Origin of the sequence: Stenotrophomonas sp. 2694, assembly GCF_040548715.1 — a bacterium.
Taxonomy (GTDB): domain Bacteria; phylum Pseudomonadota; class Gammaproteobacteria; order Xanthomonadales; family Xanthomonadaceae; genus Stenotrophomonas; species Stenotrophomonas indicatrix.
In genome coordinates this window covers 159,490-180,847 of the sequence record NZ_JBEPSG010000001.1, presented here as the reverse complement: position 1 = coordinate 180,847, position 21,358 = coordinate 159,490, and the positions used below count along the sequence as shown (strand labels likewise).

Below are 21,358 nucleotides of genomic sequence, written 5' to 3'. Positions count from 1 at the left end.
CCTGCGCCTGCGCGGCAAGGGGGGCTGCGCAGCCAAGCGCGGCCATCGTCAGCGCCACACACGCCAGCTTCATTTTCCGTCCGAACATCCGTGTTCTCCTTCCTGGGCGAATACCGCGCCGGGAGGGACGAAGGCGCACAGGCGGTTCACCGCCCTGTCGCGCCCTGCTTCGGATCGCCCCTGTTCCGGAATGCGGCAATGCCGCACGGGGCAGTTATCGCGCAAGCCCATTACATAATCAATTCAAGCCGTGGGATGTCGGTCACGATTATCGATATCGGCAACGCCCCTGCCCTGGTGATCAGGGTACTCCCCCAAACTGCTTCCAGTCTTCATTAGTGCTAGCGTGCACCGTCAAGCCAGTGATGCAAGGATGCGCTGCAGGATCGTCTATGACCCCGACATTACCTCCATTTCCAGACCGCATGAGGCTGCTCCTCCTCTTCGCACTCTGCTTAATACTCACCTCCTGCGATCTGGTGATGGACAGCTCCTACGCCACGAAGCAGGAAGCCGTCGACGTCGAGATGATTGCCAAGGGCTGGATTCCTGCGTGGGTGCCCGAGGAGGCGACCGACCTGCGCGAGGTGCACGACCTCGATTCAAACGTGAGCGCGCTTGCCTTCAGCAAACCACGCAGCAAGCAGTTGTTGTTGCCGCCCGGTTGCCGGCCCGTCAACCACAGCGCTACCCAGCCGGCGCTGTTCAATCGAAGCTGGTGGCCGAGTGAGACCGCTCTGAAGCGCTCCTATACCTTCTTTCGTTGCGAGCCCGAATTCGGCAAGTCGATCTTCGTCGCAACAAGCAGCACAGGCAATCGCGTGCTCTTCTGGCGCACGTACGCTCGCTGATGCGCATGCCCACCCTCCCCTTCAACCCGACACTACAGATGCACACTCCAGGAACGGTCCTCACCTCGCTCGCCCTTTGCCTGTTGCCCTGCCTTCCAGCTTGCGCAGAACAAAACACGCCTGCCGATGTGGAAGCGATCGAACAGGTGATCGAGTCCTTCCGCACCTCGCTGATCAACAAGGACAAACCGACCTACATGAGCTTGTTCTTCTCGGATAGACCGGGCGACATCGGCTGGCAGTTCGTGTCCGAGGATCGGCGATTGGCGGACATCCGCAGGGCCAAGCCCGATGCGATCAAGGCGCGAAAGATCCCATCGAACAACTTCATCTCGCTCATCGATGAGGCAGTGGCCACGGCAGAGCCACGGGAGGAGAAGTTCTTCAACGCCAAAATCGATACAGATGGCGATGTGGCATCGGTGTCGTTCGACTACAGCTTCCATGCCAACGGCGTGAAGGCAAACTGGGGCAGGGAAATGTGGCAGCTGGTCCGCACCGAGCGGGGCTGGAAGATCTTTTCAGTGATCTATTCGATACGTGACAAACGCAGTTCCGCGGAGAGCTGATACTTCCTTTCAGCCAATCAACGTCAGCCAGTCACCATCAACCACCACGCGCAGCAGAATCCTGATTCCGCAACCGCGCCGCAAAATACCGCGTAGGCGATTGCCCCAGCGCTTTCTTGAACATCGTGATGAACGCCGTCACCGATTCATAGCCCAGGGTTTCAGAAACCCGCTGCACCGCCGCGCCGCCGGCAAGCTCGCGAATGGCAACCAGCAGATGCAGCTGCTGCCGCCAGCGTCCGAACGACAGACCGGTTTCCCGATCAATCAGCCGCGTCAACGTGCGCTCACCCAACGCCAGGCGTTTGGCCCACTCGCTGATGGTGCTGCGGTCGGCCGGATTGACCGACAGCGCCGCAGCCAGCGCACGGATCTTGGGGTGGTCGCTCACAGGCAGGTACAACCGCTCGGCCGGCATCTGCACCAGTTCGTCCAGCAGCACTCGCGCCAGGCGATCGGTGTGCCCGCCGCGCGGGTAGTCCTGCGGCGCATCGGCCAGGTGCAGGATCATCTCGCGCACCATCGGCGAGATCGACAGCGTCACGCAGTGCAGTGGCAGGTCGACAACGCCCGGCTCGACGAACAGATAGCACAGGCGGGCGTTGGCGGTGGCCCGGTTGCTGTGCGGCATGCTGCCCGGAATCCACACGCCGCACTGTGGCGGCACGATCCACAACGCATTGGCCACCTCGCAGGTCACCGCGCCATGAAGTGCCAGGATCAGCTGTCCCTTGCGGTGGTCATGCACTGGAATCTCGGCATCGTGGTCGGCCACCTGCAGGCGGCTGGCCACTGCCGGCCGATCCGTCGCGTCCGGGTCCAGATCAAAGCCAGGCAGTGAAATGCGAGTCATTCTCGATGACCGGATTCAGCGATAGACTGACATTCTAGCGAAATTCGGCGGCGGGGCTCGCTGAATACGATGGCGCCATGCACATCCCCGCCCCTACCCGCCCTTGGCTTTCGCGCCCCATCGCGCTGTTGACGTCGCCCGCATTGAAGGTCGACCGCGAAGCGGTGCTGTTCTCGCTCAAATGCCTGCTCGCCGCGATCCTCGGGCTGTATGTCTCGCTGCGCATCGGCCTGACCCGCCCGTTCTGGGTGATCGGCACGGTCTACCTGGTGTCGCAGCCGATGTCCGGCGCGACACTCAGCCGGGGCCTGTTCCGGCTGCTGGGAACGATCGGCGGAGCGGTTGCTACGGTGCTGCTGGTGCCGCGGTTCGCCAACGCGCCGCTGGTGTTGAGCGTGGTACTGGCCGCCTGGATGGGCCTGTGCCTGTATTTGGCCATGCTCGACCGCACACCGCGTGCGTACGCCTTCCTGCTGGCCGGGTACACCACCAGCCTGATTGGTTTCCCGGCGGTGATGGTGCCCGATGACGTCTTCACCATCGCCGTCACCCGCGTGCAGGAAATCTCCATCGGCATTCTTGCGGCGACGCTGGTCCATGGCCTGCTGTTGCCACGCCGGGTCTCGCCGCGTGTGCACGCGCGCGTGGCATCGATCCTCGCCGATGCGGAGCGCTGGACGCGGGACATGCGCGCTGGCGCAAACGAAACGGTACTGGCTACGGATCGCTCCAAGGTAGCCGCAGATCTCCTCGACCTGCACACGCTGTCCATCCACCTGCCGTTCGACAGTGTGCACGGCGTCGCCCAGGTGCAGATCCTGCGCGCACTGCATGACCGGATGCTCGATGTGCTGATGCTGTCCAGCGCCGTGGACGAATCACTGGCCCAGTTGCGCGCGCAGCCCGCTGGCACGGCGCGCACCACATGGAAGGAATTGATGCGTGCAGATCTCTGCGCACGTCAGGCCGAACTCGATGCTGCGCATCACGACTGCCGGTTGCTGGAAGAGCAGCTGCACGCCGCCCGCCCGGACTGGCGCCGGCATGTGCCCGCGCACCTTGCCAGGAAGGCGAACGGTCATGTGCTGCATCGTGACCACCGGATCGCCCTGCGCAGCGCCTTGGGCGCCTTCGTCGGCATCGTACTGGCCTGCGCGCTGTGGATCATTACCGCGTGGTCCGATGGTGCAACCGCCGTCTCCATCATCGGCACCGCCTGCGTGTTGTTCGGGACCACCGAGGCACCTGCCGGGCATGTCATGCGCTATCTGATCGGGTCGACCATCGGCGTGGTCATCGGGCTGTTCTACGCGCTGGTTATCTTTCCGGGTCTGTCCGATTTCGTCGGCCTTGCCATGGCACTGGCGCCGGCACTGCTGGTGTGTGGCTCGTTCCTCGCCCGCCCGCCGTTCATCATGGGCGCATTGGGGGTAGTGCTCACCTTCCCCCTCATCGCCGGGTTGGGCGCCACCAATGCCACCCATATCGCGGGCGCGCTCAACAGCAGCGTGGCGCTGTTCGTGGGCACGGCGGCGGCACTGTGCAGCATGTCGCTGCTGCAGACGCTGGACAGCAATCGCAGCCGCGCGCGCCTGCAGGATGTCATCCGGCGGGACATCGCACGCCGCGCCGCCGGGCAGGTACGAAATGCCAGCGACTGGACAAGCCGCATGGTGGATCGGCTTGCGCTGCTTGCCCCTCGCCTGCGCGGCCATCCGGATGCAGCCCCCACGTTGCGGACGCTGTTTGCGGACATGCGCGCGGCCAGTGCCGTGGCCGAACTTCGCGTAATTGGCGGGGCGTTGAATGATCGCCGCAGCCACGACTGCCTGGCCCAGTTGCTGCACAGCGCGTCGGCCCACTTCCGTATCCGTACCTCCACATGCCGCACAGTGGATACGCCGCTGCTGGAATCACTCGAGCGCACACGCGAGGTGATCATCGCTGGCAGCAACGGCGCATCCAAGCCTGTTCTTGCGCTGCTTTGCGGCCTGCGCCGTGACCTGATCGCTCCGTTGATCGTACATGGGGACTGAGTCGATGTTTTCCGATATCTCCATTGACGGCGTCTTCGTTCCCGGGCTGCTGGCGGTGGCACTCATCGCGCTGGCGCTGTCGATGATGGCCTCGCGGCTATTGGCAAGCCTCGGCCTGTACCGGCTGTTCGCCTATCGCCCGCTGGTGGGCCTTTCGCTGTTCGTGATCCTGGCGGAGCTGCTGATCCAGCTCGCGCCCCTGCTTGAGAACCTGAAATGAAGCACCTGTTGAGTGTCATTGGCCGCTGGAGCGCAACGCTCTGCCTGTTCGTCGTTGCCGTCATCGCGGCCCTGTCCCTGTGGAACCGCTACGAAGCGCAGCCGTGGACGCGCGACGGCCGCGTACGGGCGGACGTGATCCGCGTGGCGTCGGACATGGGCGGGCTGGTCACCCAGGTGCTGGTGCAGGACAACCAGCGGGTGAAAGCCGGGCAGCTGCTGCTGGTGCTGGACCAGCCGCGCTACGCCGCCGCGCTGGACAAGGCCGATGCCGCGGTGAACAGCGCGCAGGCCACGCTTGCCCTTGCCCGCCGTGAATCGAAGCGGGACATCGCGCTGGGCAACCTGGTGGCTTCAGAAACGCGGGAGCGCAATGCCGCCAAGGTCGATACCGAAGTGGCCGGCCTTGCACAGGCCCGAGCGGAGCGGCGGGTGGCGCTGCTGAACGTGCAGCGCACCGAAGTGCGCGCCAGCGCCGATGGCATCGTCACCAACCTGGACCTGCACCCGGGCGACTTCCTGCAGCCAGGTGCCCAGGCGCTGGCGCTGATCGACGGCGCCAGCCTCCGGGTCGAAGGCTATTTCGAAGAAACCAAGCTCAACTGCATCAATGAAGGCGATGCCGCTGTCGCCCGCCTGATGGGCGATGGCCGCGACGTGCATGGGCACGTGGAGAGCATCGCCGCCGGCATTGCCGACGACCAGCGCGCGAGCACCCACAACCTGCTGCCATCGGTTGCGTCAACGTATACCTGGGTGCGGCTGGCGCAGCGGATACCGGTGCGCATCCACTTGGACGACGTAGCACCGGATACGCGCCTGATCGTCGGCAGGACCGCCAGCGTGACCATCACTCCGCGCGCGCAGGGAGCCTGCAAGTGATCGGCACCGCATCACGCGTGGGCGTGCTCGCCTGTGCGCTGTCGCTGGCCGGCTGCGTGTCCGGCCCGGACTACACGCTGCCGGCCAACGCGGTTGCCGCCGCCCCGGCAGCTCGCCTCGCATTCGTATCGAGCCACCAGGCGGCCTACGCACAGGCCGAGCTGCCGGACCGCTGGTGGCAGCTGTACGACGATCCACGACTCGATGCCTACGTCAGCGAAGCACTGCGAGCCAACACCGATCTGCGCGCGGCTGATGCCAACCTGCGCCGCGCCACGGCGATGGTGCTGCAGTACCGGGCCGAGGGCTCGGTAAGCACCGACGCAGATGCATCGGCCACGCTGGCCCATGCCGGGGGATATACCTCGCCCACCTCGCCACCGCAGGTGTATGCGCTCGGCATCCACCTGGCCTACCCACTGGATCTGGCAGGTGGCATCCGCCGCGGTATCGAAGCTGCCAGCGCCGATGCAGAGGCTGTCGCTGCAGCACGTGACCAGGTGCGGGTGGTGGTCGCCGCCGCTGTCACCCGCGCCTATGTCGGCATCTGTTCGACCAACCTCACCCTGGCGGCGACGCAGCGTGTGCTCGATGCGCAGCGCGCCACGCTGGACGCCACCACGCGCTTGGCGGCCGGCGGGCGCGGAACCGGATTCGACGTCAGCCGGGCGCGCGCGGCGGTCAACCGCAGTGCGGCGGCGGTGCCGCATCTGGTTGCCGAACGGCAGGCGGCCCTGTTCGCGCTGGCGGCGCTGATGGGACGCGTACCAGCCGACTATCCGCAGGACGTCGCCAACTGCCAACAACCGCCGCGCCTGCAGCAACCGGTTCCGGTCGGCGATGGTGGCCAGCTGATCCAGCGCCGCCCGGATGTCCGCGCGGCCGAGCGCAGCCTGGCGGCCGCCACCGCGATGATCGGCGTGGAAACGGCAGCCCTGTACCCACAGGTGAGCATCGGCGCGTCCGCCGGCACGGCAGGTTCATTCAAGCAGCTGCTGAGCAGCGACAGCGTCGGCGCGTCCCTCGGACCGCTGCTGTCGTGGCGCTGGCCGAACCGCCGCGCAACCCGGGCGCGGATCGATGCGGCCGGCGCCAACGCCGATGCCACGCTGGCATCGTTCGATGGCGTGGTGCTGGACGCGCTGCGGCAGACCGAAACCGCGCTGTCGGCCTACGCTCAGGAGATCGATCGCGAGCACAGCCTTGCCCTCGCCCGCGACGACGCGGCACATGCCAGCGATCAGGCCGGGCAGTTGTACCGGTTCGGCAGGATCGACTTCATCGACGTGCTGTCTGCCGAGGCCGCGCTGGCCGATGCAGAGTCTGCCCTGGCAGCATCGCGCGCGCAGCTGGGGGATCGTCAGGTGGATCTGTTCCTGGCGCTGGGTGGGGGCTGGGCGACGGCAGGCACAACGCCCGACGCGCTTGATCGCTGAACCGCGCTCAATCGTGAGCGGCTGGCCTGTGAAACCAGCCGCTCCCGCACTGCCATCGATGTTGCGGCCCTGGGCTTACTTCGGCATCAGCACCGAATCGACCACATGCACCACGCCGTTGGACTGCCTCACGTCGGCGGTGGTTACTGCAGATTTGCCGCCTTTGGCGTCGACCACCCAGACCTTGCCATCCTGCAGCTTCACCGTCAGCGCTTCACCCTGCACCGTTTTCAGCGTGCTGCTGCCACCGTGGCTGCGCGCTGCTGCGGTCAGCTGGGTGGAGGTGTAGGTGCCCGGTACCACGTGATAGGTCAGGACCTGGGTCAGCTTGGCCTTGTTTTCCGGCTTCAGCAGCGTTTCCACGGTGCCTGCGGGCAGCTTGGCGAACGCCTGGTTGTCGGGAGCAAATACGGTGAAAGGACCCTTGCCGCTGAGCGTGTCAACGAGCCCGGCCGCCTTCACCGCAGTCACCAGGGTGCTCAGGTTCTGGGCGGTGGAGGCGTTTTCGACAATGGTCTTGTTCGCGTACATCGGCACGCCACCCACCATCGGGTTGTCGGCGGCAAAGGCGGCCGGGGCAGTTGCGCAGGCAACCGCGACGGTGGCGGCAAGGGTCAGGCGCTGGATCTGGGTACGCATGTTCGTGTCCTCGTTGATAGCCCAACCGGGCTGGGAAATGCGCAGCGTTCGCTGCCATCACTGCACCGCCTAGCAGCCATGCGGGAATGCAGGGCATCCGTAGCAGCAGGGCAACAGCGTTGCGTGCATGAGGGCATACGCCGCAAGCCGATGACCGGATGCATCGCCTGGCGCTGGGGCAGTGAACGGTTCAACAACGTGCACAGCGCGTCGCGAGCGCCATTTCCCGGCCGCAGGCTACCAGTCACCGGCTGCGGGCGTGTGTTGATGGTCCGCATTCAACCCTGGCGAACAGGAACATGGCCGCCCGCACACTTGCATCGGGCGTGCAGCGCGGCGACGATGCGGTTCGGTTTAGGGGAACCCTGCATGGAATTGCTGACACTCGATCATTTCGCCCGCCACGTTGATCAGACCTTCTCGGCAGTCATCAACGACGGCGAGATTCCGTTCGTGCTTGTGGAGGCACGGGCGCTGAATCCATCGCAACTGCCGCCAAGTGCGGCGCGGGCGCCGTTTTCGCTGTTGTTCCGCAACAGCTCGGCCTTCCTGTTTCCGCAGCAGATCTATCTGATGCGCCATGCCGACATCGGTGAAGTGGGGATTTTCCTGGTGCCGGTAGCGCGTGAGCAGGCCGGATTCCTGTATCAGGCGATCTTCAACTGAGAATGTGAGCCCGCGGCCAGGCTTGCGGTGGCGTGTCGCCGGCTCAGTCCGGCGCCCAGCGCAGCAACAGATGCGAGCCCTGGTCGTGGATTACGGTAAAGCCTGCGCGCCGGTACAGGCGCTGCGCAGCAATGTTGTCGGCCTGCACATGCAGGGTCATGCCGCAGCCCAGCGCGGCGGCCTCGCCTTGGCTGTGGCTGATCAGCGCCGCAGCCAGGCCTCGTCCGCGCTCACCGGGAAACAGGCAGACATCGACAATCAGGTGATCTGATGTTCCGCGCTGCAGGTAATAGCGGCCAACCGGCACACCGCCACGCTCTATGGCAAGAAAATCCGAATCGCCGTAGTGCGCCTGGTAGTGCTGGTGCTGCAGCGCGAACTGGCTGTCGAGAAACGCGCGCTTGGCCGCCTGGGGCCAGGGCACCGGAGCCAGTTCCTCGGCGCGGGTGCTGGCGTAGAGTTCGCGCAGCCACGGCACGTCATCATCGTGTAGCGGGCGCAGCGCATACCCGCGCTCGCACAGCCACGCGGGGGTACGCAGGCGGTCGTCGCGGCCCGCCGGAAATGAAGTGAGCTGCGACGACGCCTGCATGTCTTCAGCTGAAGCGGGGAAACACACCCTGCAACGCAATGCAGAAATTCGTCGCGAGGTAGGGTTGGCGGTTCTCGTGGGGCTGGCCGCCACCGGACGGACCGATCATGTTGGGACTGAACTGTGCGTTGGCGGTGGCGTTTGGCACGAACGGCGCCCCTGAGGTCGGCAGTCCCAGGTAGTTGCCCGCTACCGGGGTGCTGGTGCGCTTGGACTGGTCGGGCTGGTTGTAGATCGTCAGGGAGTGGTTGTGCGACGGCATTTCCGTCTGGGTCAACGCCACCGAATTGCTGCCATAGGTTTCACCGATTCTGCGCGGGGACAACCCCGCGCCCTGGCCTTGTTCGGTGGCCACGCGGTTGACGAAGTTGGGCAGCTGGAACGTCGTTTGTCCGTCGCCACCGTACTGGGTGCCCAGCAGCGAAAACAGGGCCGTGTTCTGCCGGATGGCCAAGATGGCGCCGTTGCAGCTGGCCCAACCATAGGGCGCGAAGTTGAAGCCGAACAACTGGATTTCGCCGATGAAAGGTTCGGTCATGGTCGTATCCTGGAATCGAGTATGCGCAGGTGGCCGCTCAGCCTTGCGAAGGGAAGACGCCAGCCCAGGCGATGCAGAACTGCACCGTGAGCGTGGGCATCTCGTTGTCGTGCGGCTGGTTGCCACCCATGCTGACAACTGCGTTGGCGGCCAGGGTCGCGCCGTTGGCGCCGGTGATATCGGTGACGTACATGGTCTCGCCTGACAACGCTGCCGGCACTACGGTAGCGCCAACCGCACCGGTGGTTGCCAGGACGGTGCTGGCCATCAGCGAGGGGGTATGTTGCGGCAACTGCGTCTGCAGCAGGGTGACGCTTTCGCTGCCGGACATCTGCCCCATCACGTAGGAACTCAATCCCGTTCCACGGCCTTGGTGGATCGGCACGCGGCCGCGCAGGTCAGGCACACCGAAGGTGCTGGCGCCGTCACCGCCATAGGTGGTGCCGATCACAGCGTACAGCACCTGGTACTCGGCAATCGATTGAAGCGAACCGTCGCATGCGAACCAGCCGTTGGGCACGCGCGAAAAGCCGAACATGCGGATTTCTCCGACGTAAGGGGTGCTCATGGGGAACTCCTGTAATGGGCGTCGGAAGAATCAGTTGCGCGACGGGAAAATGCCGTTCAACGCGATCACGAAATTGATCACGGTGTAGGGCTGCAGGTTCGGATGCGACTGGCTGCCGCCGCCCGGCCCCACGCCCTGCAGCGGAACCAGGGTGCCGTTGGCCGGTCCGAAGATGGCGCTGCCGCTGGTGCCGTACAGACCCCCGGTAGGGTTGCGGGCCGTACCTGCAGTGGTGGTTCCGTTGACCACCGGAATGTGGGCCGGAACCTGAGTGGCCAGCAGGGTAACGTTCTCCACACCGCCCACTTCGCCCTGGCTGTAAGGCGCAGGATTCCAGTTGCCATCCACCGAATTGCCGGCGCCCACCGGGGTACGCGATTGCAGGTTGGGCAAGGCGAACGTGGTTCTGCCGTCACCGCCGTACATGGTTCCCAGCAGAGAAAACAGCGCCTGGTTCTGCGCGATGGAAAGCAGCTGTCCGTTGCAAAGGGCGAATCCCCTGGGCGCGAACGCGAACCCCGTGAGCATTATCTGCCCGAGGAAGACTTCGGTCATACCTTTTCCCCCGAAAGGTTGGTGGCACGGACGTCATGTCCGCTGCCGGCGCTACTCTCGCTCACACTCCGCTCGCCGTACAAGCGAAATTTTTGTGCGAATGCAACATTAATCCTTCATGAATATATAGGCACTTCCTTTTATACCCTGAATCCTGCTTGAATAATCGCCAGCAGTTCGCAAGGGGTGCGGTACCGGGTCCAGCCCGGTGTCCGCGGACAGGGGTAAGGTCTCGCCGTTTTGGCTCGATGTCCTTGGGACGATCGAGCCCGTGCGGTGCCAACAGGGGCAGAACATGCATCAGTCATCAGCGCAACGCGTGCAGACGCCGCGTGCGCGTTCACACGTCTTCTTTTCTTCGTTCTGCTCCTGGCTCGCCCTCGTGCTGTTGTGCGCAGGCAGCCTGTGGCCGCAGCTGGCGACGGCAGCACCATCGTCCTTCTGCCCGACGCTGAGCATGTCGGTCGCCAACAGTGGCTCGCAGACCATCAACATCAACGGTTGCCACGGCGGCTTCGGCATCTCTGCGGGCACCGCGGCGACCCCGCACGGCAGCCGCACCGTCGGCGTGCAGTCGGGTGCCAACCTGCCGCTGACGTACACCCACAACGGCGACAGCGCGACCAGCGATACCTTCGTCATCCAGGACGACTCGAACGGTGACATCACCGTCACCGTCACCATCGCTCCGGCATCAGCCATCACCCTCGCCGCCTCGCCTGCGGTCAACCTGACGGTTGGCGTGCCTTTCAGCACCAGCCTCAGTGCCAGCGGCGGCACCGGACCGTACACCTACAGCCTGGACACCGGTTCCATTCCGCCGGGCCTGAGCCTGAGCGGAAACACCATCAGCGGTACACCCACCCAGCGCGGCGCCTACGCCTTCACCATCCGCGCCACCGACAGCACCTCGGCCAGCGGCGTGCGCTCCTTCAGCGGTTCAGCAGCCAACCCGACCCTTGCCATCGCGCCGTCGTCGCCCTCTGCGGCGCAGGGCCTTGCCTACTCGGTGACCTTCACTGCCAGCGGTGGCGTGCCCAGCTACACGTTCGCGTTTGAAAACGGCGCGCTGCCGCCTGGCTTGACCCTGAGCGGCGCGACCCTGAGCGGCACGCCCACCACCCAGGGCAGCTACACCTTCGGCATCCGCGTCACCGACAGCAGCAGCGGCACCGGCAGCTACGCCGAGGTCGAGACGGTGACCCTGCAGGTGATTCCGCCGCCGACCATCCTGGTCAACCCGTTCACCGTCCCGGGTGCAACCGTTGGCGCGGGCTACAGCCAGACCCTCAGCGGCAGCGGTGGTACCGCGCCCTACACCTTCGCCATCACCGCAGGCTCGCTGCCCGCCGGGTTGAGCCTCAACACCAGTACTGGCGCACTGGCCGGCACGCCGACCGCAGCCGGCACCTTCAACTTCACCGTGACTGCGACGGACGCCAATACGTTCACCGGTTCACGCGCCTATTCCCTGGTGGTGGCACTGCCGGTGATCGTGATCGCGCCGACGACACTTCCCGACGGCACGGTCGCGGCGGCATACAGCCAGTCTGTCAGTGCCAGCGGCGGCATTGCGCCGTACACCTATGCGATCACGGCAGGCGCGCTGCCCACCGGCCTGACCCTCGGCGGCACCGGCGGCATCACCGGCACACCGACGGCCGGCGGCACCTTCAACTTCACCGTGACCGCCACCAGCAACAGTACTGGCACCGGCGCACCGCACACCGGCTCCCGGGCCTATGCGCTGGTGATCGCTCCGCCGACCATCACTCTGCCGGCAAGCACGCTGGCCAACGGCACCCAGGGTGTGGCCTATAGCGCCATGCTGAATCCGGCAAGCGGCGGCACGGGAGCGTACAGCTATGCAGTGACCGCCGGAGCGCTGCCACCGGGCATCGTGCTGAACGCTTCCTCGGGCGCCCTGTCGGGTACACCTACATCCGCGGGTACTTTCAATTTCGCCGTGACCGCAACCGACAGCAGCACCGGCACCGGGCCCTACAGTTCCGCGCCGCGCGGCTATACGCTGCAGATCATCAACACCCCGCCTGTCGCCAATCCGCTGTCGGCGAGCGTGGCCTACAACAGCAGCGCCAATCCGATCACGCTGAACATCTCTGGCGGCGTGCCGTCCTCGGTGGCCGTCGGTACCGCGCCGCTTCATGGCAGTGCGAACGCCAGCGGCACCTCCATTACCTACCAGCCCACCGCGGGTTACGCGGGCCCGGACAGCTTTACCTACACCGCAACAAACACCGCCGGCACCTCGTCGCCCGCCACGGTCAGTGTCACTGTCGGCAACCCGACCATCACCGTGACTGCGGGTGGCCCCATGAGCGCGCAGGTCGGCGCCAGCTACAGCCAGACGTTCACCTGGAATGGCGGCACTGCACCCTATAGCGGCTTCACTGTCACCGGCCTGCCAGCAGGCCTCAGCGTTGGTGGCACTACCGCCAACAGCGTGACCGTAAGCGGCACGGTGAGCGCGGCGGGCAGCTTCAGCCTCGTCGCCACTGCCACCGACAGCAGCACCGGCACCGGTCCGTTCACCACCGGCCAGGGCTTCACGCTGACCGCCGGCGCGCCGACCCTGAGCATGACACCGGCGCCGGGCAACCTGCCGATGAACTACGGGATGGCCACCACCATCAATTTCGCCAGCAGCGGTGGCACCGCGCCATACAGCTACGCACTGGTCTCCGGCTCGTTGCCGGTGGGCGTGAGCTTCAACTCTACCGGTCTGCTCAGCGGTACGCCGACCGTACCGGGCAACTACAACATCTCTGTGCGTACCACCGATTCCAGCACCGGCGCGGGCGCGCCGTTCGCGCTGCAGCAGAACTACACCATCGTCGTTGCCACGCCTGCAATCGCCATCGATCCACCCAGCCTGCCCAACGGCAGCGCAGGCGTGGCCTACAACGCACAGTTGAGCTCCAGCGGCGGCCTTGCGCCGTACAGCTACTCTCTGCTCAGTGGTGCGCTGCCGGTCGGCATGTCCTTCAATTCCGCTGGCGCGCTGACCGGCGTCCCGCGCTCGGATGGCAACTTCAGCATCACGGTGGGCTCCACCGATTCCAGCAGCCAGACCGCCAGCCGCGCGTACACCTTCACTATCGCCCCGGCAACCGTAGTGATCGCACCGGCCACCCTGCCCGGCGGCGCAGTCGGCACGGCCTATTCGCAGAACCTGAGCAGCAGCGGCGGCATCGCCCCGTACACCTATGCGATCGACTCCGGCGCCCTGCCCCCCGGCATTGCCTTCAGTTCGGCAGGCGTGTTCAGTGGTACGCCGACCACGGCCGGCAGCTATGCCGCAGTGGTGCGCTCCACCGACGACGCCGGCTACACCAGCATCCAGAGCTACACCCTCGTCATTGCCAACGCGGTGCCGGTGACGGTGGACGACAGCGCCACCACGCCGTCGCAGCAACCGGTGACGATTCCGGTGACGGCCAACGACGGCGGTGTGATCACCTCGATCGCCGTGGCCAGCGCGCCGGCACATGGCTCCGCCACAGTGAACGGCGTGACCGTTGTCTACACGCCGACGGGCACCTACTTCGGCGCGGACAGCTTCACCTACACCGCTACCGGCCCGGGCGGCACCTCGGCCCCGGCCACGGTGTCGATCACCGTCAATGCGCTGCCCGTCCCTGCCGGACAGCCGCGCGCGGCCATCCCTGCCGTGGCCGGCCAACCGCTGACCATCGACACCACGGTCGGTGCCACCGGCGGTCCGTTCACCGGTGTGACCCTGGTGACGCAGCCGGCCACCGGCACCACGACCGTGACCGGTACCACCATCACTTACACCCCGCTGGCCACCGCATCGGGCACGGCAAGCATCGTCTACACCTTGAACAACGCCTACGGTGCTTCGGCTCCGATCACCGCCACGATCACCATCAACCAGGTGCCGGTGGCGATCTCGCGCCGGGTCAGTGCAAATGCGGGTGTTGCGGCGGTGGTCGAGCTGACGACGGATGCAACGGGCGGCCCGTTCACTGCAGCCACCCTGGTGTCGCTGTCGCCGTCCACTGCCGGGACTGCCACTATCGCACCGTCCGGCAGTGGTGCCAGCGCGGGCTATCGCCTCACGTTCACCCCGGCGGCCACCTTCGCCGGTACCGCCACGGCCACCTTCACCCTGAGCAACACGTTCGCGACCTCGGCGCCGGCGACGATCGACTTTGATGTGATCGGCCGACCGGACCCGACCCTGGACGCGGAGGTGATGGGCCTGCTGGGCGCGCAGACCGCCTCCACCCGGCGCTTCGCCACCGCGCAGATCGGCAATTTCCAGCGCCGCATGGAAGGCCTGCATGGTGCCGGCAGAGGCACACGCTTCGAGAATGGCCTGAGCTTCGGCGTCGACCGCGATCGTCGCTGCCAGGATGAGGTACGACGCATGCCCGGTGGCGATTGCCGCCAGGTGACCACGCTGGACGAATCTGCTCTGAGGGACGACGTTGCTGTCGCGCCCGCCGCTGGGGATCGCGGCACACGTAGGGGTGATGGAGATAACGGTGCCCTTACCCTGTGGACCGGCGGCTCGATCAACAGCGGTGATCGCGATGGTCGCTCGGGCAGCGCGGGCTTCGACTTCCAGACCAGCGGCATCAGCGCCGGTGCCGATACCCGGATGAACCAGGCATTCGCCTTCGGCGGTGGTATCGGCTACGGCCGCGACACGACCGACGTCGGTCACAACGACACCCGCAGCCACGGCGAAAGCTACACCCTGGCCGCGTACGGCAGCTACCACCCGGGGCAGTACTTCTTCGTTGATGGCCTGCTGGGTTACCAGTTGCTGTCATTCGACTCACGTCGCTACGTGACCGCCAATGGCGCGATGGTGCAAGGCGACCGCGATGGCAAGCAGTGGTTCGCCTCGCTGTCGGTCGGCGGCGACTACCAGCGCGACCGCTTGTCGGTGAGTCCGTATGCGCGGCTGGACCTGGCCCGTGCAACATTGAACGGCTATACCGAACGCGGCGACGCGATCCACGCCCTGCGCTACGAGGACCAGGATGTGGACACCACCACCGCCAGCCTGGGCGTGCACATGGACTATCGCTACCCGGTCCGCTTCGGCACGCTCTCGCCACAGCTGCGGCTCGAATACCAGCACGATTTCCAGGACGCCAGCCCGGTGACGATGGGTTACGCCGATCTGCCGGGCGGCCCGTTCTACCGCAGCGAAATCGATGGACTCAAGCGCAACCGGTTCGTTTTCGGTCTGGGGGCGGTGCTGCAGACTGAACGCGACCTCAGCCTGCGGATCGAGTACCGCGGCCTGTTCGGCAGCAGCGAAGACACCGACCATAGTCTGCAGCTGAACCTGGAAAAGAAGTACTGATGGCGTGGGGCGCGGCGACGCGCCCCACCCTCCCGGCAGCGCCAGGCCTGCACGTCGCAGATACGGGCAATGGCCTGCAGCAGGTTGCCCATTGGTGCATCCTTGCAGCATGCAGCCCAAACCCGAAACCATCGCACGCGTCAAGGAAGTCATCGACGCATGGAGCAACCCCGCCGAGGTCGCCGCCTTCGCGCTGAAGCGACGAGGATTTGGCGATTCGAACGGAGGCTTCGGCGTCGTGTATCCCCATAGCCTGGACGAGTACCAGCGTGAGGTGGAAGGGATGTTCATCCCCGACGGTCACGTCGAGCTCTACGGCTTCTGGGGACCGGCGCACGGCGGGTACGAGTTTCTAGTAGCCGAGAAACTGTACCTCGCCATTCTTGCCGATTACCTGCAGTCGCTTGGACGGGTCGACAAAGCCGACAGCCTGCGCCTGCAGGCCGAAGGCATCGGCTGATCCTGCAGCCGTTGGAAGTCGCCGGGCATGGGCCCGGCGCTACGACGCAGCCATCAATTGGCCAGAGCGAAATCCAACCCCGCGCACACCGCCGCCACCTGGGCGTCGTTGCATTCCTGCGGGTTGGTGCGCGGGCTGTCCGGGTACACCTCGGTGGTGGTGGCATACAGCGCATCGGTGAAGCCGGCACATGCACCAATGGAACGCGACTCGCCCCACACCACGCCCAGCGACTGCAGCGGCATGCCCACCAGATTGCCTTCGGCGTCGGCCGGGGCAATGTGGGTGATCGGAGCCACGGCGGCGATCAGCGCCTTCTGGAATTCGTGCTGCGGGTCTTCGCTGTTGCCGATCACATAGAAGCCATCGGGAATGGTGTCGCGCTCGAACGGCTTGCCGTCGCGGGCGCAGCGGGCCGGGTCGAACTCGTGCAGATCGCTGTCGGTGGTCTCGTGCAGGTCCAGATGCACCCGGATGTTGGCCTTGCGTTCGGCCACCCAGCGCATCAACGAGGCGGCTTCTTCGATCAGGCCGCCGTCACGGAAACTGCGGTTGGGATCGATGGCGTTGGGGTTCCAGCGCTGGATGCGCTCATAGCCCCACGGGCTCACGCACGGGGCCACGATCAGGTTGAAGCGGCCCAGGTAACGCTCGGCGTGCTGCTCCAGGAACTGCAGGGCGCCATGCACGCCGCTGGTTTCGTAGCCATGCACGCCGCCGGTGACCAGCGCGGTCGGCAGCGCCGGGTTCCAGTCGTGGTTCACCACCGCAAACAGCGGGTAGTGGTCCGGGGCGTAGTCCAACTGGCCGTACTGCACCACGTCGAAGCGCTCGTCCAGCCGTTCCAGCGCGGTCACCACGTCTTCGTGGTAGCTGCGCTGCCGCTGCTGGCGGGCCCGCCACTGCGCGCGTTCGGCGTCGCCCCAGGGCTGTCCGGGGGTGCCGATCGGGTAGAACTGCGCAACGGTCATCTCAAGCTCCAGAAGTCGGGGTGCGGTGGTACAGCCGACCATTTTAAGCCTTGTGGCCCGATCGGTGCTGCCCCTCGCCCCCGCCTTCATACGGCCGGCCTCATCTGGTTGTAAAATCAACGGTTTTTGGCCCCCACCCCCTTGATGGCGAACGCAGCGCAGCCGGTCGTGGATGGACCGGACTTCCTCCGTCTGCTCGCCCGTCTCAGCGACGGCGCGATGCCGGCCTCCAGTCCCGCCCTGACCGATCGCCTCGGCCAGTGGGTGGACTGGAGCCGTGCCGTGGCCCTTGCCGGGGCGCTGGATGGCCGCCTGGCTGAACCGGCCGAGGCTGCCGAAGCGCTGGATGACCTGCTGGCCGATTGCGCCCAGGCCGAAGCGAGCCTGTTGGCCTCGCTGAGCGAGGATGCCGAGGCCGAGCGCCTGCTGGACCTGGCCGAGGCCGCCGCCGCGCCGAACTTCGCTTCGTTGCGGCAGCGCTACCGGGTGCTGCAGCAGGCCATCCAGACCGCTACCGGCCGCCTGCGCGGCCGCCTGCGCGACCAGCTGGTGCAGGCGTCACCGGAGCTGGCGCGGCTGGCCGAGGTCGATGCGGTGATGGAGCAGACCTTGAGCCCGCGCGAGCACAGCCTGCTTGCCACCGCCCCGGCGGTGCTGGGTGCCCGATTCGAACGCGTGCACGGCCAGCCCGGCTGGCGCGCGTCCTTCCGCCACGACATGCGCACGCTGCTGCTCGCCGAGCTGCAACTGCGCTTCCACCCGATCCAGGGGCTGCTTGCCGCCCTGCGCTCACACTGACCGGAACACCATGTCCAGAACTGTTTTCCACGTCCTTGTCTTCCTAGCTGGCCTGCTGGCCGTGTGCTGGATCGGCGTCGGCTATGTCTCGGTGCACCCGCTGGGTGCAGCCGTGGCAGCGATCATCGCAGCCTGCTACATCGCCGGTGGCGTGGAGCTGTACCGCTACCGGCAGGCCAGCAAGGGCCTGCGCGCCGCACTGGCTGACCTTTCGCTGGCCAAGGAAAGCCTGGCACCGTGGCTGGAGCGTGTGCCGCTGGGCCTGCGCAATGCCGTGCGCCTGCGCGTGGAAGGCGAACGCACCGCCCTGCCCTCGCCGGTGCTGACGCCCTATCTGGTAGGCCTGCTGGTGCTGCTGGGCATGCTCGGCACGCTGCTGGGCATGATGGACACCCTGCGCGGCACCGGCCTGGCGCTGCAGAGCGCCACCGACATGGCGGCCATCCGCGGCTCGCTGGCCTCGCCGGTGCAGGGGCTGGCGGTGGCCTTCGGCACGTCCATCGCCGGCGTGGCCAGCTCGGCCATGCTGGGCCTGCTGTCGGCACTGCTGCGCCGTGACCGCCTGCAGGTGGTGCAGCAGCTGGACCGCGCCATCGCCACTGACCTGCATCCGTATTCGCAAGCCTGGCAACGTGCCGAGTCGCTGCGCCTGCTGCAGTCGCAGTCTGCGGCGCTGCCTACGCTGATCGATCGCCTGCAGGCGATGACCAGCACCTTCGAACTGCACAGCGCGGCCGCCAATGAGCGCCTGCTGGCCGGTCAGGCCGAGTTCCTGACGCAGAGCCAGGCGTTGCAGGAACGCCTGGCCACCTCGCTGCAGCAGTCGCTGCGCGAGGGGGCCGAAGCCAGTGCTGCGGCCATTGGTGGCGCGCTGCAACCGATGGCCGAAACCACCTTGGCCGGTCTGGCCAGCCACGGCCAGGCGCTGCATTCGCGTGTCGAACAGGCCGTGCAGCAGCAGTTGAATGGTCTGGCCGAGGGCTTCGAGCGCAGCCGCGTGGCGACCGAAGCGAGCTGGGCCAAGGTAGTGGCCGAGCAGACCGGCGCGCAGCAGGCGCTGGTTGCCGAACTGCGCCAGCATCTGCAGTCCTTCAGCGAAGGCCAGAGCACGCAGGGTGAAGCCCTGGTGGCACGCATCGGCGAGCGCCTGCAGGCCGATGCCAGCAGCAACGCCGAGGCCTGGCGCGCTGCTGCCGAACAGCAGCAGGCATTGAACAGTGAACTGGTCGAGCGCCAGCAGCAGGCGCTGCAGCATGCCAGCAGCCACCTGGATGACCGTGCGCAGGCGCTGCTGCAGGCACTGGATGAGCGCCACGCCGCCGGCCAGTCGCTGCTGCAGGAACACGAACAACAGCGCCTGCAGGATTGGCACGCCGCACAGGCCGCCACCGCCACGGCGCATGCCGAACTGCAGGCGGGCCTGGATGCACGCGAACAGCAGCGCCAGCTGCGTTGGGACGCGGTAAGTACCGAGCTGCAGCAGGCGCACGCGGCGTTGCAGGCCCAGCTGCTGGCAGGCGACGAGCAGCGCCTGCAGCGCTGGAGCGATGCTTTGCAGAGCGTTTCGGCCGATCTGGCCGAGCGCCTGCAGGCCGATGGCCAGCGCCTTGCCGAACAGCAGCAGCAGGTCTGCGACACGTTGGCACAGACCGCGCAGCAGATCGGCGAGAACGGCCGTGCCCAGGCCAGCGCCACGCTGGCCGAAGTGTCCACCCTGCTGCAGACTGCGGCCGCAGCACCGAAGGCCGCCGCCGAGGTCATCAACGAACTGCGCAGCACCCTGTCCGAAAGCCTGGTGCGCGACAACAAGATGCTGGAAGAACGCGGCCACCTGCTGGCCACCGTGCAGACCCTGCTGGACGCGATCAACCACGCCTCGCACGAGCAGCGCACCGCTGTGGATGCACTGGTCGGAGGCTCGGCCGAACTGCTGGAACGCGTCGGTAACCGTTTCAGCGACCATATCGCGGCCGAGACCGGCAAGCTCGATGGCATCGCCACGTTGCTCAATGGCAGTGCCGGTGAAGTGGGCCAGCTGGCCGGCACCTTCGGCGCTGCCGTCGAGCAGTTCGGCACCGCTTCGGCAGAGCTCTCCGGGCGCCTGGAGCAGATTGGCGGTGCGCTGGATGCCTCGCTGGCGCGCAGCGATGAGCAGCTGGCGTACTACGTGGCACAGGCGCGCGAGGTGGTCGACCTCAGCCTGCTGTCGCAGAAGCAGGTGATGGAAGAACTGCAGCAGCTGGCCGCGCGCCGCGGCAAGGCCGGCAGCGCATGAGCGACGAGCTGGAGGTCGACGGCGGCTCACACGCCCCGATCTGGGCGGCATTCGGCGATCTGATGTCGGTGCTGCTGGGCGCGTTCGTGTTGATCCTGGTCGGCGTGGTCGCCGTGCAGCTGGAGTTGTCGCAGCGCCTGGACCAGGAGGTCAAGCAGCGCCAGGCCGAAGCCAAGCGCCTGCAGACGCTGGAGCAGGCGCTGGCCGGCCCGCTTGCCGCCGGCCGGGTGACGCTGGTGAATGGCCGCATCGGCATCAGCGGCAGCGTGCTGTTCGCGCTGAACTCGGACCAGCTGCAGCCGGAAGGCCAGGAACTGCTGCGCAGCCTGGCCGCGCCGCTGGCGGCCTATCTCGGCACGCGCGAAGAGATCCTGATGGTCAGCGGTTTCACCGATGACGCACCGGTGCGGGAAGGCAACCGCCGTTTTGCCGACAACTGGGAGCTGTCCGCGCAGCGCTCGCTGACGGTGACCCGTACCCTGATCGCCGACGGCGTACCGGCCGATGCGGTGTTCGCCGCCGCGTTCGGCAGCGAGCAGCCGGTCAGCTCCAATGCCAACGAAGATGGCCGCGCGCGCAACCGCCGTGTGGAGATCGCGCCGATTCCCACGCCCAAGGCTGCTGCGCCGGGCGAGAAGAACGGCAATGGCAGCTGAGTCCTCGCCTTTGGAGGGATTGCGTGCCCTGGTGCGCGACCTCGACACCGGGTCGCGATCGCTGCTGCACTACCCGCAGGTGCCGATGCTGGACGACGTGCGCCGCGAGTGGTCCGAGCTGCGCAGCGAACTGCAGGTGCGCCGCTCGCTGCGCACCGAAGCCCCGGCGGATGGTGGCCCGCTGAACTCGGCGGTGCTGGTGCAGCGCATGCTGGACACGATGCAGGCGACCAGCCCCGGGTATCTGCGCCACTTCATCGACTATGTCGATACGCTGTCGTGGCTGCAGGCGTTGCAGGATGGTGCCGCCAGCGCTGCGGATGCCGCAAAGCCGAAACGCACGCGCAAGCCGCGCAACGCGGGTTGACGGATAGCGGTAGTGCCGGCCGCTGGCCGGCAGCCTCATGAACCCTCCGCAGCATCCCGCAG

The 21,358-nt window shown here is 66.4% G+C and carries 20 protein-coding genes; 13 read left to right on the top strand and 7 right to left on the bottom strand.

The annotated features are described in order from the left end of the window. Nucleotides 1-482 precede the first annotated feature (482 nt). Both ABIA73_RS00830 and ABIA73_RS00825 read left to right on the top strand, forming a co-directional pair. Nucleotides 483-851 (top strand): YbbD-related protein, encoded by a 369-nt coding sequence (locus ABIA73_RS00830; protein WP_354275254.1) that lies wholly within the window; start codon nucleotides 483-485, stop codon nucleotides 849-851. A 38-nt stretch (nucleotides 852-889) separates the two neighbouring features. Continuing rightward, nucleotides 890-1,420 carry a hypothetical protein gene (locus ABIA73_RS00825; RefSeq protein WP_105165013.1) on the top strand — a complete coding sequence of 177 codons (531 nt, stop codon included), beginning with the start codon at nucleotides 890-892 and terminating at the stop codon, nucleotides 1,418-1,420. 37 nt (nucleotides 1,421-1,457) lie between these two features. On the opposite strand, the gene ABIA73_RS00820 is transcribed toward ABIA73_RS00825, so the two are convergent. Beyond that, nucleotides 1,458-2,273, bottom strand: a complete 816-nt coding sequence (locus ABIA73_RS00820) for an AraC family transcriptional regulator (RefSeq protein ID WP_218787629.1) — start codon at nucleotides 2,271-2,273, stop codon at nucleotides 1,458-1,460. Between the two features lie 77 nt (nucleotides 2,274-2,350). Between ABIA73_RS00820 and ABIA73_RS00815 the strand changes: the two genes are divergently transcribed. The 4 genes from ABIA73_RS00815 to ABIA73_RS00800 are packed head-to-tail and all read left to right on the top strand — an operon-like array spanning nucleotide 2,351 to nucleotide 6,846. Beyond that, nucleotides 2,351-4,309: an FUSC family protein gene (locus tag ABIA73_RS00815; protein WP_354275253.1), complete on the top strand. Its 1,959-nt coding sequence runs from the start codon at nucleotides 2,351-2,353 to the stop codon at nucleotides 4,307-4,309. Between the two features lie 4 nt (nucleotides 4,310-4,313). Then, the gene (locus ABIA73_RS00810) at nucleotides 4,314-4,529 is read left to right on the top strand and encodes a DUF1656 domain-containing protein (protein WP_032975345.1); all 216 of its coding nucleotides are present in this window, start codon (nucleotides 4,314-4,316) and stop codon (nucleotides 4,527-4,529) included. Further along, entirely contained in the window at nucleotides 4,526-5,410 is an 885-nt protein-coding gene (locus tag ABIA73_RS00805; RefSeq protein ID WP_032975344.1) for an HlyD family secretion protein, read from the top strand. Before ABIA73_RS00810 ends, ABIA73_RS00805 begins: the two co-directional genes overlap by 4 nt. Next, nucleotides 5,407-6,846 carry an efflux transporter outer membrane subunit gene (locus ABIA73_RS00800; RefSeq protein WP_354275252.1) on the top strand — a complete coding sequence of 480 codons (1,440 nt, stop codon included), beginning with the start codon at nucleotides 5,407-5,409 and terminating at the stop codon, nucleotides 6,844-6,846. The genes ABIA73_RS00805 and ABIA73_RS00800 overlap by 4 nt, the downstream gene beginning before the upstream one ends. A gap of 75 nt (nucleotides 6,847-6,921) precedes the next feature. On the opposite strand, the gene ABIA73_RS00795 is transcribed toward ABIA73_RS00800, so the two are convergent. Beyond that, nucleotides 6,922-7,485, bottom strand: coding sequence for a fasciclin domain-containing protein (locus tag ABIA73_RS00795; RefSeq protein ID WP_025874323.1), 564 nt, complete (start codon nucleotides 7,483-7,485; stop codon nucleotides 6,922-6,924). A 369-nt stretch (nucleotides 7,486-7,854) separates the two neighbouring features. On the opposite strand from ABIA73_RS00795, the gene ABIA73_RS00790 reads away from it, so the two are divergent. Further along, nucleotides 7,855-8,151: a DUF6916 family protein gene (locus tag ABIA73_RS00790; RefSeq protein WP_025874322.1), complete on the top strand. Its 297-nt coding sequence runs from the start codon at nucleotides 7,855-7,857 to the stop codon at nucleotides 8,149-8,151. A 43-nt stretch (nucleotides 8,152-8,194) separates the two neighbouring features. Here the strand turns inward: ABIA73_RS00790 and ABIA73_RS00785 are convergent, their stop codons facing one another. The 4 genes from ABIA73_RS00785 to ABIA73_RS00770 are packed head-to-tail and all read right to left on the bottom strand — an operon-like array spanning nucleotide 8,195 to nucleotide 10,404. Further along, nucleotides 8,195-8,743, bottom strand: a complete 549-nt coding sequence (locus ABIA73_RS00785) for a GNAT family N-acetyltransferase (protein ID WP_346602983.1) — start codon at nucleotides 8,741-8,743, stop codon at nucleotides 8,195-8,197. 4 nt (nucleotides 8,744-8,747) lie between these two features. Beyond that, the gene (locus ABIA73_RS00780) at nucleotides 8,748-9,281 is read right to left on the bottom strand and encodes a phage tail protein (RefSeq protein WP_354275251.1); all 534 of its coding nucleotides are present in this window, start codon (nucleotides 9,279-9,281) and stop codon (nucleotides 8,748-8,750) included. A gap of 37 nt (nucleotides 9,282-9,318) precedes the next feature. Then, on the bottom strand, nucleotides 9,319-9,849 hold the full coding sequence (locus ABIA73_RS00775; RefSeq protein ID WP_025874319.1) for a phage tail protein: 531 nt from the start codon (nucleotides 9,847-9,849) through the stop codon (nucleotides 9,319-9,321). A 30-nt stretch (nucleotides 9,850-9,879) separates the two neighbouring features. Then, on the bottom strand, nucleotides 9,880-10,404 hold the full coding sequence (locus tag ABIA73_RS00770) for a phage tail protein (RefSeq protein ID WP_025874318.1): 525 nt from the start codon (nucleotides 10,402-10,404) through the stop codon (nucleotides 9,880-9,882). 457 nt (nucleotides 10,405-10,861) lie between these two features. Here ABIA73_RS00770 and ABIA73_RS00765 point away from each other — a divergent pair, with 457 nt between their 5' ends. Together ABIA73_RS00765 and ABIA73_RS00760 are read left to right on the top strand one after the other, a co-directional pair. Next, entirely contained in the window at nucleotides 10,862-15,769 is a 4,908-nt protein-coding gene (locus ABIA73_RS00765) for a putative Ig domain-containing protein (RefSeq protein WP_354275250.1), read from the top strand. 109 nt (nucleotides 15,770-15,878) lie between these two features. Further along, the gene (locus ABIA73_RS00760; RefSeq protein WP_354275249.1) at nucleotides 15,879-16,229 is read left to right on the top strand and encodes a hypothetical protein; all 351 of its coding nucleotides are present in this window, start codon (nucleotides 15,879-15,881) and stop codon (nucleotides 16,227-16,229) included. A 53-nt stretch (nucleotides 16,230-16,282) separates the two neighbouring features. Here the strand turns inward: ABIA73_RS00760 and ABIA73_RS00755 are convergent, their stop codons facing one another. Then, complete coding sequence (locus tag ABIA73_RS00755) at nucleotides 16,283-17,200, bottom strand: M14 family metallopeptidase (protein ID WP_025874316.1); 918 nt, start codon at nucleotides 17,198-17,200, stop codon at nucleotides 16,283-16,285. 144 nt (nucleotides 17,201-17,344) lie between these two features. Here ABIA73_RS00755 and ABIA73_RS00750 point away from each other — a divergent pair, with 144 nt between their 5' ends. From ABIA73_RS00750 to ABIA73_RS00735, 4 genes are read left to right on the top strand one after another with little or no spacing between them, the layout of a single operon-like run. Beyond that, nucleotides 17,345-17,998 carry a DUF3348 family protein gene (locus ABIA73_RS00750; RefSeq protein ID WP_032975341.1) on the top strand — a complete coding sequence of 218 codons (654 nt, stop codon included), beginning with the start codon at nucleotides 17,345-17,347 and terminating at the stop codon, nucleotides 17,996-17,998. Nucleotides 17,999-18,008: 10 nt separating this feature from the next. After that, the gene (locus tag ABIA73_RS00745; protein ID WP_354275248.1) at nucleotides 18,009-20,273 is read left to right on the top strand and encodes a DUF802 domain-containing protein; all 2,265 of its coding nucleotides are present in this window, start codon (nucleotides 18,009-18,011) and stop codon (nucleotides 20,271-20,273) included. After that, a complete protein-coding gene (locus ABIA73_RS00740) occupies nucleotides 20,270-20,929 on the top strand; it encodes an OmpA family protein (protein WP_354275247.1) in 660 nt (219 codons plus the stop codon). Before ABIA73_RS00745 ends, ABIA73_RS00740 begins: the two co-directional genes overlap by 4 nt. Continuing rightward, entirely contained in the window at nucleotides 20,919-21,296 is a 378-nt protein-coding gene (locus tag ABIA73_RS00735) for a DUF2894 domain-containing protein (RefSeq protein WP_223495287.1), read from the top strand. The genes ABIA73_RS00740 and ABIA73_RS00735 overlap by 11 nt, the downstream gene beginning before the upstream one ends. Nucleotides 21,297-21,358 lie beyond the last annotated feature (62 nt).